This window comes from Sphingobacterium sp. UBA5789 (assembly GCF_002418355.1).
GTDB lineage: Bacteria > Bacteroidota > Bacteroidia > Sphingobacteriales > Sphingobacteriaceae > Sphingobacterium.
In genome coordinates this window covers 570,220-586,032 of record NZ_DIDX01000007.1, presented here as the reverse complement: position 1 = coordinate 586,032, position 15,813 = coordinate 570,220, and the positions used below count along the sequence as shown (strand labels likewise).

Genomic DNA, 15,813 nt, shown 5'->3' with positions numbered 1-15,813 from the left:
GCAAATTCAATCGTTGTTCATGGCATTTGAAGAAAAAACTGCTGAAATAAATAAAACATTTAAATGTACCGGTTGTAGTGCTCCTCTGGCCTATAAACCCGGTACAGATTATTTGTTATGTCCGTATTGTGGTACACGTAATACGATAGTGCAAAATGTGGAGAATGCTCCTCCGCTTACCTTTCCTATTGATTATGATCATTACATTGCTTCTATAAAAGATGTCAACGACAACCGATATGAGGAGCTGCAGGAAATTGCAAAATGTACAAACTGTGGGGCATCCACAACACTGCCTTCACATGTAGTCGCAGCAAAATGTGCTTTTTGCTCTTCGCCTCTGGTTATTGATCATCATACCGAACATATTGTGCGGCCTCAGGCGCTGGTTCCCTTTTTTATAGATAATAAGCGGGCTTATCAGCAATTTAAAACCTGGGGAGGTAAGCGCTGGTTTGCGCCGAATGATTTTAAAAGAATTTTTGATACATACTCTCTGAATGCATTGAAGGGCGTGTATATTCCTTTCTGGGTGTTCAATGCAAATACAGTTTCCGATTATACCGGCGAGCGGGGAGATCATTATTATGTGGAGCGGACGGTAAGAGATAAGGATGGGAATACCACGACAGTACAGGATCAGCGCACACGCTGGCGATATGCTTCCGGAAGAGTCTCTGTGGCCTTTAAGGATATCACTATATGCGCTTCACAGTCACTTTCTCAGGCTTCCAGTGACAAACTCGGGCCCTGGCATTTGGATAAGCTTGTTCCTTTCAATGAACAGTATATCAGTGGATTTTCAGCACAGACTTATCAGCTGGATCCTCAGGCGGCAATGGCTGAAGCCAAAGCGGTCATGCACTATCAGATCAGAGGATATATACAGGATGATATAGGTGGTGATGAACAGCGTATTGATTCGGTACAGACAGATTTCAGTAAAGAAGGGATACGGTATGTGTTGCTGCCGGTATGGCTGACATCTTATAAGTATAATGGGAAATACTATCAGATTATGATCAATGCCTTCAGTGGAAAGGTATACGGTGACCGGCCGTATAGTACTTGGAAAATTGTAGGAGCTATTCTTTTGGGAATTCTTATTCTGTATATTATTGGTCTGTTTTTAGGAGTAGGGTAGATATGAATATTCCATAGTTCAGAATTCAAATTCTGTGCTATGGAATATTTGAAAGACCTTAAAAATCCCGGTATTCGTCAAACCATTGACTGGCTTTTTCAGTTGAGATTGCTAAGGAGGAAGATTGAATAAGCTGATCTACAGCGAGCCCTGCATCTTCACGTTCTGTAGTCTCTATGTCCGGTAAGGAATTAATAACCCGGATTACTTTAACAACCGAATCTTTTACCTCATCTTCTGTTTTAGCCTTGCTGATTTCCTTTAGCGCTGTTTTATAAGCTTTGGTTGCCAGTTTTGCATTTTTATCTGTCCAGTCTGCAAATGGAATTCCATATTCTGTTATAAACCAGATTCTTTTTCTTAGTTTGGATACTGAAGCATACTTAAATACTCTTTCTTTACTGAGTTGCTGCAATTCTTTTTTCAATACTTTACCTGCCTCTTCTTCTATATTCCATCCGATAAAATATGTTAGTTGAGACCATGTTGCAAGTGTGGGCATATCCGCCAAATCAGAAACATATCTCAATTCTATTGACTCCAGATGTTGCAATTCCTTCAGCGCTTGCATATTTGTTAGATTTCCGTTCAGACTCAAAGATTTCATATTTTTGAATTGCAGAAGACTTTCACAGTCGAATGGCTGACCTGCGGGAGGAACACTTACATCAATATGTGGTATGTGTTCGAAATTTTTAAATACAGGTAATTTATAGGGAAGTGCATCCGTCTTTACTGTATCGGGAGAGAAATGAAGGTAAGGTATCCCCGTAGGTTGTTCTATGTGTAGTTGTGTCAGGTTTCCTGACAGGTAGAGTCTTCTGATCTTGCTCCCCAATGTTAATTCGACCCGTTCTCCTGCTGAATGAACATAAAAATTTCCTATATCAGCGTTTGTCAGATCTGCTGAAACAGGTTCATACGGAAACCAATGAAAATCTTCAACAGGTCTTTGATCTGACCATTGAACGAATCCGTTATCATTCCCTGCATAATAGAAAAATCTCGGCCAGTGTGAGCCGGCAGGTGTTCTGAATTCATCAAAGCAATTCCATTGTATAACATCTGCTTTTTCCACCCAGGTGTCATATTTACCTTGGGAAATACCCTTAGTGCCAATAGAAAAGCTTCCCTGTCCTGCAGGGATAGTTATTTTATGACTTTGGTCTGCGGTCAGTGAAATATAGACCGGCTGATCTCTTTGCATAGTAGGGAGGTTTTGTTCCTATTTATATAAAAGCAGATAGTGCTGCAAAGTTTGAAGTCTGCAGCACTATTCTTATTTAATAATCCTTTTGATCTTATTCGATTTTTTAATCAGCTTATACAGCTCATCATAATCTTCTTTTTCAATAGCCTTATGCAGGAGTTGCAGCTGCTTGATATGCTCATCCAGCACTTCCAGTACATTTGTCCTGTTTTGTTTGAATATCGGAGTCCACATGTCTGGTGAGCTTTTTGCCAGACGTACCGTAGATTCAAATCCCGAACCGGCCAGTTCAAAAATACGGCCCTGTGATTTTTCTTTACCCAATACCGTGAGTGCCAGTGCAAAAGATGTAAGATGAGAAATGTGGGATACATATGCCGTATGTACATCATGCTCATTGGCATTCATGTAGGAAGTTTTCATTTCAAGTTGCTCGGTAATGGAATCTGCCAGTTCAAAGGCATCCTCGTCTGAGCGGAAAGCTTCTACATATACCATCATTTTATCTTTAAACAGACCAGGTATAGCAGCTTCAGGACCTGAATATTCGGTTCCTGCCATCGGGTGTGCGGCTACATAACGTCCTCTTTTAGGATGATTCTCTATAAGTTTGAGAATATTTTCCTTTGTAGAGCCCATATCAATGATGACCTGATCTGTGACCAGATCCAGTATTTTAGGTGCAAGTTCTAAAATTGCATTTACCGGAGCTGTCAGAATAATGACCTTACAGTTTTTTACAGCTTCTTCCAGAGAGGCGATTTCATCAACCAGATGAAGCTGAAGAGCTTTTTTCTGATTAGATTCACTCTTGTCAACTCCTATTATTTTAGAAAAGTTTCCCTTTTCTTTCAATCGGATGGCTACTGATCCTCCGATCAGTCCGATTCCGACAATTGCTAAGTTCATTAGAAAATGATAATTAAAAAAGTAAAAATTAAACAACTGTTATACAGTGATTTTTTTGTCTGCTGTATGCGTAAGTTGTTTGCAAGCTAACCACTGATGCGTGCTATGGCTTCTTCAAATACAGCTTCTGTAGCACATAAGCTGACCCGTATATAAGCATTGCCGGCATCTCCGAAAATTCCTCCGGGAGTGATAAAGACACGAGCCTTATTTAAGACTTCATCGCTTAGTTCATATCCGCTGGTATACTTTTCCGGCACTTTGGCCCATATAAACAGACCAACCTGGTCTTCGCGATAACTGCAATTAAGCAGGTTCAACAATTCCAGTGCTTTATCTTTTCTTTTCTGATAGGAAGCATTCAGCTCCGTGTACCATGTGCTATCCAGACTAAGGGCTTTAGCAGCAGCAAGCTGAAGAGGTAAAAACATACCTGAATCCATATTACTTTTGAATCGCAGAATCTCATTGATACGTTCTTCTGCAGCACATAGCATACCTATTCTCCAACCGGCCATATTGGACGATTTACTCAGGGAATTAAGTTCTATTGCTACATCTTTCGCTCCTTCTGTCTCCAGAATACTTTGCGGATGATCGTTCAGAATAAAACTATACGGATTATCGTGACAGATCAGTATATTATGTTTTTTACCAAATGCGATCACAGCTTCAAAAAAGGAAGCAGTAGCCTTAGATCCGGTCGGCATATGCGGATAGTTAATCCACATAATCTTTACTTTCGAAAGATCCGTTTGCTCCAGTTCTTTCAGGTTGGGCAGCCAGTCATTTTCCTCTGTCATGGTGTAAGGAATAGCTGTTGCACCACTGAGACGTACAGCAGCAGCATAGGCCGGGTATCCCGGATTAGGTATAAGCACTTCATCGCCTTCCTGCAGATATGTCATACAAATATGGACGATGCCTTCTTTGGAACCGATCAAAGGTAAAACCTCTTTTTCAGGATTAAGAGATACGCGATAATATCGTTCATACCACTCAGCAATAGCTTTGCGTAATACCGGGCTACCTTTATAATTTTGATAACCATGGGTATTGGGCAAGCTGGCTTGCTCATGAAGGGTTTGAATAACTTCGGGATGTGGAGGCAAATCGGGGCTTCCAATTCCCAAATTGATCACGCGGGCTCCGCTTTTGTTGAGCTCGTCAATCTCTCTCAATTTTTTAGAGAAGTAGTACTCTTCGGTCTGTTGCAACCTTTTGGCAACGTTAATTTGCATTTTAATTTGTGTTTTGAAAACCCTAAAGTAAAAATAATGAACCTATTTACACTAAAATATAATAAAAAAGCGCAACGAAAGTGCCGGATAAAGCTATTTCTCTTTTAGAGCATATTTCCTTTTTTGTACATTTATCATTCATTCAACATCAATCAACTAAAAGAATACATCGGGCAGAAGAGAGTTTATCCGCACTGGTAGTGCGGTTCTGGGCGCAATGATGATATAATACACCGATGTTCTCCACATCTTCACTGCGGTATATCGATGGAATGGAAGAAGTTTATTGCAGACCACTATGGAAAATTATTAGCTTCTGATGTTTTACACCTGTAACCCTCGAACGCACACATCCTGATTTTTTTGGTATGGTATTCATGGTGTAGAGATGTTATTTGCTGCAATGGGAACAGGTTGTAAAGCGGTTTCACGGGTACATACCACAGATTCGGATCTGATTGTAGGTGTATGGGATGGAGGACGCATAGATACGGTACTTGGCATGCGTATCGGAAAGAATGATTTTGGTGGCATAATTTATGGTGAACAGGAAAATGTGAGACTGGGAGATTTCAGAGGTTATAATCCGCTTCTACATAAAATTGTTGACTTTTTTGACTCCGATGTATCACCTGTAGACATTGCACAGACATTAGAGATATGTGCTTTTATTGAAGCCGCAGACATCAGCAAAAACAATAAAGGAAAGGCGGTGGAACTATCACAAATAATGGCTGTATCCGAATAGTTAAATTGCCGTTATTGAATTAAAAAACAGGCTGTATTCCTGTCTTAATTGTGTAACATTGTTTATTATAATGTTCAACTTTATGCGTAAGGTTGACATTTTTACTATTTTTGTTGGCTTATAACATTAAATGAAGACTTATTTTAGACTACTTTCATTTGCCAAACCCATTGAAAAATATGCGATCCCGTATATTATATGTACGTTGGTCACAGTCATATTCAGTACCCTTAATCTGGCTTTGTTAGCTCCTTTACTACACACGTTATTCAATACGGAAGGAGAAGTAAAGGCTGCTTTAGTTGAGCCGGATGGTATGTTTGATATTCTGGGCTACTTTAATTACTATGCCAATTGGGCTAATCAGCAATATGGTCCGTATGAAGCACTGAAGATCGTCTGTATCGTGATTGTAATCTCGGTATTGATCAGTAATGCTTTCCGTTATTTTTCTCAGCGAATCATGGAAAATTTACGAATTCATACGTTGTTGAATCTTCGTAAAGCTGTATTTGGCAATGTTATGGATCTTCATCTGGGATATTTCAGCGGACAACGTAAAGGAGATGTAATTTCTAAGATAGCTTCAGATGTACAGGTGGTACAATTTTCGGTTACAGGTACGTTGCAGGTTGTATTTAAAGAACCCTTGCAATTGATCGCTTATCTGATTATGCTATTTGTGATATCGGCGAAGCTGACCTTATTTTCTATGCTGGTTATCCCTGTTTCTGCATTTTTCATTTCACGTATAGTAAAGACCTTAAAAGCTCAGGCACAGGAAGGGCAACAATCCTATGCTAATATGATCACTTATCTGGATGAAGCATTGTCCGGTGTCCGTATTATCAAAGCCTTCAATGCAACAGATTTTGTAAAGAACAGATTTAATAACGAAAACCACCGCTATGCCAATATTATGCGCCGCATGGTTCGCAGGCAGCAGATGGGATCTCCTGTCTCGGAACTGCTGGGGGTAGTTATGGTCGCTGTCATTCTGTTGTATGGCGGGAGTCTGGTGCTAAGTGGAAGCGGCGATCTTCCGGCTGCAGATTTTATAGCCTACATTGCTATCTTCTCTCAGATTATGCGTCCTGCAAAAGCGATTACCGATTCATTCAGTAATATTCATAACGGAGTCGCAGCTGGTGAACGTGTATTGGAACTGATCGATGAAAGAAGTGAAGTTGTGGATAAAGCAGATGCTGTTACCGTTGATAATTTCAATTCAGATATCCGTTTTGAACATGTGGATTTTGCTTATGGCGAACACAAGGTGCTGTCGGATATCAATCTTACGATTGAAAAAGGGAAAACAATTGCGTTAGTCGGTCCATCCGGTGGTGGTAAATCCACATTAGTCGATCTGATACCGCGCTTTATGGACGTGACTGGTGGAAAAGTATTGTTTGATGGTCAAGATCTGCGGGATCTCAATCAGGAATCCCTGCGCAGATTAATAGGCGTGGTGAATCAGGATTCCATATTGTTTAATGATACCATTTTTAATAATATAGCTTTTGCCAACGAGTCTGCTACACAGGAACAGGTTGAGGCTGCTGCAAAAATTGCAAATGCCCACCAGTTTATCCTGAATACAGAAGGGGGTTATCAGACCAATATCGGTGACCGTGGTGCCAAATTATCCGGAGGTCAGCGTCAACGCCTTTGTATCGCAAGAGCTGTACTGAAAAATCCGCCGATTATGTTGTTGGATGAAGCGACTTCAGCATTGGATACCGAATCTGAAAAACTGGTGCAGGAAGCGTTGTATAAACTAATGGAAAACAGAACAACTGTGGTTATTGCGCACCGGTTGAGTACCATTCAGAATGCGGATAAGATTGTCGTTGTGGAAGGCGGTAAGATTGTAGAGTATGGTACACATTCTGAACTGCTGATCAAGCAGGGGCTATACAAACGCCTTATTGATATGCAACAGTTTGGTGAATAGTAATCTTTTTGTAAATTGAATGTTTTAACAAGAATCTGCTCGCATTTTTATTCTAATATTGGTACATTTGTCTAATAGGAGAAGAGAAATGGAAGCTAGACATAAAATAGATTTTTTAATCAACGATAGCCGTTTAGACCCCGAATTGCGCCGCATTGCAGAGAAAGTTGTAGCAGGAGAGCGCATCGAGTTTGAGGAAGGGGTATTGCTCTACGAAAAGGGAGAATTAAGTTACCTGGGGGTATTAGCAAATTATATCCGGGAGAAAAGACACGGCGATATCACCTATTTCAATCGAAATTTTCATATTGAACCGACAAACGTATGTGTATACGATTGTAAATTCTGTTCGTATTCACGAATGATCAAACAGCGGGAAGAAGGTTGGGAAATGGATGTGGACGCTATGATCGACATTGTCAAAAAATACGATGACGAGCCTGTCACTGAAGTGCATATAACCGGAGGTGTTGTACCTAAGCAAAACCTCGAATTTTATGCTGATTTCTTCCGTAAGTGCAAAGCACACCGTCCCGAATTACATATCAAAGCATTAACACCTGTTGAATATTATTATATCTTCAAAAAAGCTAAATTGAGCCACTTTGATGGTATGAAATATCTTAAAGAAGCTGGTCTGGATTCTATGCCGGGAGGAGGAGCAGAGATCTTTCACCCGGAAATCAGAGAGCAGATTGCGCATGATAAATGTACTGCCGAACAGTGGCTGGATATACATGAGCAAGCGCATTTGTTAGGTATGAATACCAATGCGACGATGCTGTATGGCCATATTGAAAAATTCTGGCATCGCGTAGATCATATGGAGCGCTTGCGTCAATTGCAGGATAAGACAGGGGGATTTCAAACATTTATACCGCTGAAATTCAGAAATAAAGAAAACCAGATGTCTGACGTGGATGAGGTTTCTGTTATCGAAGATCTTCGTAACTATGCTGTTGCCCGTATTTACATGGACAATTTTCCGCATATTAAAGCATACTGGGCAATGATTTCCAGAGATACCGCACAAATGTCACTGAGCTTTGGGGTTGATGATATTGACGGTACATTAGATGATACGACCAAAATATATAGTATGGCCGGAGCGGAAGAGCAGACGCCTGCTATGAGCACGCAACAATTGGTAGAACTGATCAAGAATGTAGGACGCCATCCTATAGAACGGGATACGCTATACCATATCGTTACGGATTATAAGGATCATGTATTTGATGATGAGTCTGCAAAGAAAAAGAATTATTACGCTTTGCCGGTTCTTAACAGCTGATTTTTTGAAAAAGACATTTTATTTTATACGCCACGGACAGACAGATCTCAATCTCAAAGGGATCGTGCAGGGAAGAGGAGTTAACTCTCCGCTTAACGATAACGGACGAAAGCAAGCTGACGCTTTTTATAAAGCTTACAAAGATGTACCCTTTGATAAGGTATACACTTCTACTTTATTGCGCACTCACCAGACAGTGGCACCCTTTATCGAGCAGGGAATAGAATGGGAGCAGCTTATCGGACTGGATGAGATCAGCTGGGGTATTTACGAAGGTCAGGAACAGACTCCGGATATCATGTCCGGATTTGAAAAGGTCATACAGGCCTGGCGCAGTGGGGAACTAGACCTGAATATCGATGAAGGAGAATCTCCAAACCAACTGGTGGAGCGTCAGAAGGAAGCAATTGCCTATATGCTGGATCAAGCAGAAGAAAAGACTATTCTGGTTTGTCTGCACGGACGTGCCCTGCGTATTCTGATGTGTGTCCTTACAGATACGGATGTATGTATGATGGATGATTTTCCGCATACAAATACCGCACTTTATATTGTTGAATTTGAAAATGGCAAGTTCAATGTCATAGATTATTATAATACCAAACATTTGGAAGAAATAGCCGAGCATGAATAAAATAAGAATATCTGCCGTATCTTATACCAATACATTGCCTTTTTTAAACGGAATTAATCATTCCGACATCAAAAATAAAATAGACCTTCGTGTAGATCATCCGAGTGCCTGTGCACAGCGTGTTATTGATAATGAAGTCGATATGGGGATTATCCCTACAGCGGCTTTATTGAGTCTGCCGGAATACTATATCAATACGGATTTTTGTATTGGTACTGAAGGTGCTGTAGATTCTGTCTTTATCTTTTCACAGAAGCCTGCAGATCAGATATCTTCTATTCTGCTGGATCCACAGTCCCGTACTTCTAACGGACTCGCACGTATTCTGTTGAAGTATTACTGGAAACGGGATGTGGAGATTCTTACGGAAGGAGAAGCAGATGCTTATGTATTGATCGGTGATCGTACGTTTGGTAAGAAAGGTACAGTTCCTTATGTATACGATATGGGATTAGAGTGGAAAAATTTTACGGGGCTGCCATTTGCCTTTGCTTTGTGGGTTTCCAATAAGAAACTTCCGGAATCTTTTGTTGAAGAATTTAATGAAGCCCTGAAGTATGGAGTAGAACATGCAGAGGATGTGATAGCCGGTCTTCCTGTTTACGAAGGAATAGACTATAAGCAATATCTGACACAAAATCTGGATTTTCATTTAACAGAAGCTAAGCGGGAAGCTGTAGAACGATATCTGGAGCTTTACAGATCACTGTAAGCTGCGGTTTTATTTATAAAATAGTGGAAGGCTCCGGATTCAATCCGGAGCCTTCTTATTTGTATTAAAGAGCTGAGTATATGGGGATAAAAAGTATAGTACAAAGAAAGTTTTCCCTCCTTTTTAAGGAGAGATGCCCGCAGGGCAGAGAGGTTCCAGTGAAATTGTAGAGATTGAATAGACACAAGCACCGATACGCTAATGCTTGCGCCATAGAACAGCTAAGGGTTTGACCGGACTGTTTTTCTCTCGTTTTTAAGGAGAGATGCCCGCAGGGCAGAGAGGTTCCAGTGAAATTGTAGAGATTGAATAGGCACGAGCACCGCTACGCTAATGCTTACGACATAGAATAGCTAAGGGCTTGACCGGACTGTTTTTCTCTCCTTTTAAGGCAATAGGTTATTGTATCAAAAGTTTGACGGTGACAGCTAACTGAATTTTAGTATTTTAGAATAACCAAATAAGAAGTACTAAACCGAATATGATGAATGACACCGATTTTGATGTGATTGTAGTGGGCTCAGGTATAAGCGGAGGGTGGGCTGCAAAGGAATTCTGTGAGAAGGGATTTAAAACACTGGTTATCGAGCGTGGCAGAATGGTCAAGCATATCAAAGATTACCCTACAGCTAATATGGATCCATGGCAATTTTCGCATCACAATGCCAAAACCCGTGAAATGATCGAACAGAATCCGGTGATTAGTAAACACTATAATTACAGTGAGGCGACTCAGCATTTTTATATCAGAGATAAAGATCAGCCTTACATTCAGGAAAAGCCTTTTGACTGGATCAGAGGCTATCAGGTCGGCGGTAAGTCATTGCTATGGGCAAGACAAACCCAACGCTGGAGCGATTTTGAATTTAACAGACCTTTACGTGACGGATTTGCGGTAGACTGGCCGATCCGCTACAGTGATTTAGCTCCCTGGTACAGCCATGTCGAAAAATTTGTTGGGATTTCAGGCAACAGAGATAACATCGATAGCCTGCCGGATAGTGAGGTGGTCGGTGCATTTGAGATGAATGTGGTAGAAAAGTACATAAAGGAGAAAATCAATACGCACTTTAAAGACAGACACGTCATTATAGGCCGTTGTGCCAATCTTGCCGAGTTAACCGAATTTCACCGTCAGCAGGGTCGTATGAAATGTCAGGCACGCTCACTTTGTGAGCGAGGATGTCCGTTTGGAGGTTATTTCAGTTCCAATGCTTCTACTTTGCCTTATGCGGAAAAAACGGGTAATCTGACTTTAATGACAGATACCTTAGTGGAGTCAATTGTATATGATGAAGTCTCGAAGAAGGCTTCTGCAGTACAGGTTATTGATGCGAAGACAAAGGAGAGAAAACAGATTAAAGCTAAAGTTATTTTTCTGAATAGTTCTACTCTTAACAGTAATTTGATTCTTATGAATTCGAAATCTGTAGCTTTCCCCAAAGGGTTAGGAAATAAAAATGATATTCTGGGCCGTTATATTGCTTTTCACAATTACAGAGGACGTATCTCTGCCACCATAGACGGATTTGAGGATGCTTATCACTACGGCAGAAGACCTACTAATCTATATGTACCATCTTTCCGGAATCTGTACAGCAAAGATGCTGATTTTCAGGGAGGCTATATGATGACACTGGGTGCTTCCAGATCGGGATGGAGCAGAAGTCTCGAAGGGCAGGAGTTAGGCGCGGATTATAAAGATGCTTTGACGCAACCCGGTGGATGGTCTGTATATATGTCTTTACAGGGAGAGACCATTCCTGTTTACGAAAATCATGTTCGTATCAGTGACACGGCCAGAGATTCTTATGGTATTCCTCAGCTTATCACTTCAGTAGCCTATACGGAGAATGATGACAAAATGATGCACGATTTTTTTAAGGAAGGGGTATCCATGTTAGAAAAGGCCGGTTGTAAAAATATTCAGCCTACAGATCATAAGATCACAGGCAACCGGACTCCGGGTCTGGAAGTGCATGAGGTAGGAGGAGTACGGATGGGGCGGGATCCGGAGACGTCGATGTTGAATGCAAATAATCAATTACACCATTGTCCGAATGTGTTTGTGACGGATGGTGCCTGTATGACTTCTATGGGGGTGCAAAATCCATCATTGACCTTTATGGCGCTCACGGCGAGAGCCGCCAACTTTGCCGCAGATCAGCTTCGTGAAGGTATATTATAATAAGTTAACGTTGTTTTACTCGTTGATCAAAGCCACTGCCAGGTTAGTCATCATACGTACACTTTCCGGAAGAATATCCTCATCGATATTAAAATGAGGATTGTGCAGTTCTGCTGTCAGATTTTTTTCAGGGCATTTTGTGCCAATCAGATAGAATGCAGCAGGATACTGCTTTGCATAATAAGCAAAATCTTCTGCAGCCATCCAGAGATCAGTATCTGTGATCTGCTCTTCAGCGAAGACAGCAAGCGCCGCTTTCTTTATTTTCTGAATCAATAACTCATTATTCAACAAGGCCGGGTATCCTCTCCGGACTTCTACTTCTACATCTGCACCTAATGTTTGCGGAAGTTCTTTAATAATATTTTCCATCAGGCTGAGAGCTTTTTCCCGCCAGGATTCATCCATGGTCCTGAAAGTTCCCTCCAGATGTACGGTATCAGGTATGACATTCGCAGCTCCGTTAGCAATGACTTTTCCAAAAGAAAGTACGGTTGGGATAGCCGGATTTGCATACCGGGATACGATCTGCTGTAAGGTTACAATAAGTTGTGCAGAAATACTCACCGGATCTATATTCAGATGCGGTTGCGCACCATGACCTCCCTTTCCTTTGATGTCGATATACAATTCATCACTCGATGCCATAAATTTCCCGGCACGGTATCCGAACTTTCCAACTTCGATTTTCGGAGAGACATGTTGTCCAATCACACCAATCAGATTAGGCACATCCAGTACGCCCGATGCAACTACTGCCTGTGCACCTCCCGGAATCTTTTCTTCAGCAGCCTGAAAGATCAGGATAATGTTACCGTCTAACTGCTGCTCCATTTTCTTAAGTATAGTCGCTACACCCAGTAAGGTTGCTGTATGGAAATCATGTCCGCAAGCATGCATCACGCCTGTATGAAGAGATTTATAAACAACATCATTTTCTTCTGTTATCGGCAAAGCATCTATATCTGCACGCAGTGCCAGTGTTTTGTCGCTCTTTCCGTTTCCATTGATAAAACCAATAATACCTGTCTCCGAGACTGAGCGGAAAGGAATCGCTAATTGCTTGAGCTTATCCGTGATATAACGGGTAGTTTCGTATTCCTCAAAAGAAAGCTCGGGGTGTTGGTGAAGATGTCTTCTCCAGGTTATTATATCACCTGCTATTGCAGATATATGGTTGTTTATCTGGTCTTTCATGTGGAGTTGGTTCAGGCGGACAATATCCGTCTGCGGACTAAAAATAGCATTATTTATGGAGATATGCTAGATAAACCTAATCATGAGTGCAACCCAGCCTATAATCATCAGCAATCCTCCCAGTGGAGTTACCGGACCTAAAAACCTTAAATTCTTCTTCCAGTAATCGGCAAAAGAAAGAAAGTAAATGCTTACGGAGAACAATAGGGAACCCGCTGTGATGGTGTAGTATGCTGTTCTTTCGGATGGCATATCAAAAGAAAGATTAAAACCGAGGATCAATAATGTCAGCGCCGCATACATCTGATAACGTACACCCGTCTCAAAGGAAGCTAATTTTTCTTCACTTAATAATTTTTTAAAAGCATGCGCCCCAAATGCACCCAGGATAATGCCGGAAGCCCCAAATATTGCTGCAGTAATAATAACCAGTTCTTTCATCTGTTTTCGATTTTTATGCTATCAAAGGTAGTAAAACCCCGCTATAAAGAATCAATAGAATTGTTCAGCTGAGGTGTTTTATTGTTTTGATCCATAAAATTATACTGCAGATCCAGTAGCTCTTTTTTAGCAGCAAAATATTCGAATGAGATCAGACTGGAATATAAAATTATACTATTCATTAGCAGATCTAAGTTTTCGTCACTGTAAGCGACTCCGTCAAAATAAGATAAGTTGTCTGCCGAACTATATTTTTCCAATGTTTCCAGTGTTTTTCCTGAAAATTCTTCCCTGATCATAGGGTTTTCCAGAAATATTTTCATTTCTTCTTTTAGTCTGATCTCTTTTCTGCTCAGGTCGCTCAGTCTGGCCGTTATTTCTTCGAAAGGAGTCTGTTGAAAGGTGAATTTAGTATCCTCTATAAGCTGTTTGTAAAAGTCATATTTATCGTTGAATATCTGATCCAACTGATAGAAATCATTGTATTTTTTTTTGAGGAGTTCTGCCTGTCCTGTTTCTTCAGCCTTCTTGATAAAGTATTGGTAGACATTCTTATTATATCGGATTATCTCTGCTTTTTTCTCTTCAATCTCCCTATTAATACGTTCGATAAGTTCTGGTATATCTTCAAGCGTATATTTTACATGATCGTAATCAAAAGTTTTTATTGTATGTACTTCCTGTAATAAACTTTCAAGGGTAGCTTTGTCATTTTCAAGAGCAACCAGTTCATAGGTTGTATTAGCCCGGGCGGTTGAAAACAATTCTTCAGGCGTATACTCGGATTCAGGTTCTTCGCTTACTTCTGCCTCTTCAATGACGGGGTTATTGTAATCGTAAAATCCATTGTAGATCTTTTGGAAAGTATTGCGTTGATGTTTTTTGCAAAACTGTTCCATGAATTCATCATGACTGAGGGTAGAGGTGACATCCGAATAACTGACTTTATCAAACAATTGCTGAGTAATCGTCTGACTCAACTGTTCTCGTTCTTCCAATAAAAGAAATGCAGGACTGTTGACCGTATTCTCCTTATGGATGTTGAGCTTATCCAGAGCTGCTGCACGCTCCTGCATACTGGGGTGAGAAGCCCACTGGTCTTTGATATTTAATTTGGATTTGTTGTATTTGGTTGTGTCTTCCATCGTAATATGCGGAAGATCATGTTCAAATCTGTAGTTGTTCTCTTTTCCCAGATATTCCATTACTCTGGCTTGTTCACTAAAGATATTCTGGCTTCTGATATTGTCCGGTATTTTGGCATCATAAAAAGTAAATACACTGTCTAATGCAAAATTGGCAAATTCCAGACGTAAGAGGGAATGTTTAAGTGCTTCAGAGCCTGCTACATTTGCTGCGATCTCATCTGCATGAAACTCCATTTCACGGGACAGAGCCATGTAGTTGATGTTGATATAGGTATACATTTTTTTTAGGACCCACTGGATTCCGACAATAATACGTACAGCCAGACTTGTGAAAAAAGCAAAATATCCACTGGCATTGGACCAATTCTGAATCATGCTTTCAAAGCCGGTATTGTTATACAACATGTTGTAAATGATCTGATTGACATTATATACGTAACTGCCAACCTTCATGCTCTTCTGTGAAAAATGCCCGAATTCATGAGCCAATATTGCTTTAAGCTCCTGCTGAGTCACGGCATTGATCAATCCCACACCAATCTGCAAATTCTTTCTGATAGGAAAAAACATACTCCAAAAACTGGAATCATAAAATACGGAAGCATTTACCTCTGTCGACAGGTATACTTTTTTGGGAGAAGGACTCTCTACCTCGGCTACTATTTCATCGATCATATGGAACAGTTGCGGATATGCTGTTCGCTTGATTTCTCTAAGATGACTTCTGTCTGTTGTATTACGGATAAATATAAATTTGATAAGGAAAAAGAGTACCATAAAACCAATACTCCCAAGGCCTATTCCTACCATAAAGGTGAATATCATCGGGCGAAGTATAATAATATAGATGCCACCTGCCACACAGGCTACTGTCAATGCCACAGCAGACAGTAAGAGAGCGAGGTAAACAAAAGAGAAGAATATAATGGAGGTAATAGATTTTTTTCCGTATTTTCTGAAATTTGGAGAAACCTGTACATTCATAATGCTGATACA

General features: G+C 40.6%; 13 protein-coding genes. 7 read left to right on the top strand and 6 right to left on the bottom strand.

All coding sequences use genetic code 11. The features are described 5' to 3' along the window. Positions 1-19 precede the first annotated feature (19 nt). Complete coding sequence (locus tag B4B65_RS20030; protein WP_201678352.1) at positions 20-1,144, top strand: hypothetical protein; 1,125 nt, start codon at positions 20-22, stop codon at positions 1,142-1,144. A 58-nt stretch (positions 1,145-1,202) separates the two neighbouring features. Here the strand turns inward: B4B65_RS20030 and B4B65_RS20025 are convergent, their stop codons facing one another. The 3 genes from B4B65_RS20025 to B4B65_RS20015 form a co-directional block, all read right to left on the bottom strand. Further along, complete coding sequence (locus B4B65_RS20025; RefSeq protein ID WP_293918267.1) at positions 1,203-2,351, bottom strand: hypothetical protein; 1,149 nt, start codon at positions 2,349-2,351, stop codon at positions 1,203-1,205. A gap of 72 nt (positions 2,352-2,423) precedes the next feature. Further along, positions 2,424-3,263, bottom strand: coding sequence for a prephenate dehydrogenase (locus B4B65_RS20020; protein ID WP_293918265.1), 840 nt, complete (start codon positions 3,261-3,263; stop codon positions 2,424-2,426). Positions 3,264-3,349: 86 nt separating this feature from the next. Then, complete coding sequence (locus B4B65_RS20015; protein WP_293918263.1) at positions 3,350-4,504, bottom strand: pyridoxal phosphate-dependent aminotransferase; 1,155 nt, start codon at positions 4,502-4,504, stop codon at positions 3,350-3,352. Positions 4,505-4,892: 388 nt separating this feature from the next. On the opposite strand from B4B65_RS20015, the gene B4B65_RS20010 reads away from it, so the two are divergent. The 6 genes from B4B65_RS20010 (at position 4,893) to B4B65_RS19985 (ending at position 12,031) form a co-directional block, all read left to right on the top strand. Next, a complete protein-coding gene (locus B4B65_RS20010) occupies positions 4,893-5,252 on the top strand; it encodes a hypothetical protein (protein ID WP_293918261.1) in 360 nt (119 codons plus the stop codon). A 130-nt stretch (positions 5,253-5,382) separates the two neighbouring features. Next, positions 5,383-7,206, top strand: a complete 1,824-nt coding sequence (locus B4B65_RS20005; protein WP_201678357.1) for an ABC transporter ATP-binding protein — start codon at positions 5,383-5,385, stop codon at positions 7,204-7,206. Between the two features lie 88 nt (positions 7,207-7,294). Beyond that, a complete protein-coding gene (gene mqnE, locus B4B65_RS20000; protein WP_201678358.1) occupies positions 7,295-8,497 on the top strand; it encodes an aminofutalosine synthase MqnE in 1,203 nt (400 codons plus the stop codon). Positions 8,498-8,501: 4 nt separating this feature from the next. After that, positions 8,502-9,131, top strand: a complete 630-nt coding sequence (locus tag B4B65_RS19995) for a histidine phosphatase family protein (protein ID WP_293918258.1) — start codon at positions 8,502-8,504, stop codon at positions 9,129-9,131. After that, positions 9,124-9,843, top strand: a complete 720-nt coding sequence (locus B4B65_RS19990; protein WP_201678360.1) for a menaquinone biosynthetic enzyme MqnA/MqnD family protein — start codon at positions 9,124-9,126, stop codon at positions 9,841-9,843. Before B4B65_RS19995 ends, B4B65_RS19990 begins: the two co-directional genes overlap by 8 nt. A gap of 481 nt (positions 9,844-10,324) precedes the next feature. Continuing rightward, positions 10,325-12,031 (top strand): GMC oxidoreductase, encoded by a 1,707-nt coding sequence (locus B4B65_RS19985; RefSeq protein WP_293918256.1) that lies wholly within the window; start codon positions 10,325-10,327, stop codon positions 12,029-12,031. A gap of 15 nt (positions 12,032-12,046) precedes the next feature. On the opposite strand, the gene B4B65_RS19980 is transcribed toward B4B65_RS19985, so the two are convergent. The 3 genes from B4B65_RS19980 to B4B65_RS19970 form a co-directional block, all read right to left on the bottom strand. Next, positions 12,047-13,228, bottom strand: a complete 1,182-nt coding sequence (locus B4B65_RS19980; RefSeq protein ID WP_293918254.1) for a M20 metallopeptidase family protein — start codon at positions 13,226-13,228, stop codon at positions 12,047-12,049. Between the two features lie 66 nt (positions 13,229-13,294). After that, positions 13,295-13,669 (bottom strand): DUF423 domain-containing protein, encoded by a 375-nt coding sequence (locus tag B4B65_RS19975; protein ID WP_293918252.1) that lies wholly within the window; start codon positions 13,667-13,669, stop codon positions 13,295-13,297. A gap of 41 nt (positions 13,670-13,710) precedes the next feature. Further along, positions 13,711-15,801: a M48 family metallopeptidase gene (locus tag B4B65_RS19970; protein WP_293918250.1), complete on the bottom strand. Its 2,091-nt coding sequence runs from the start codon at positions 15,799-15,801 to the stop codon at positions 13,711-13,713. Between the last annotated feature and the right edge of the window lie 12 nt (positions 15,802-15,813).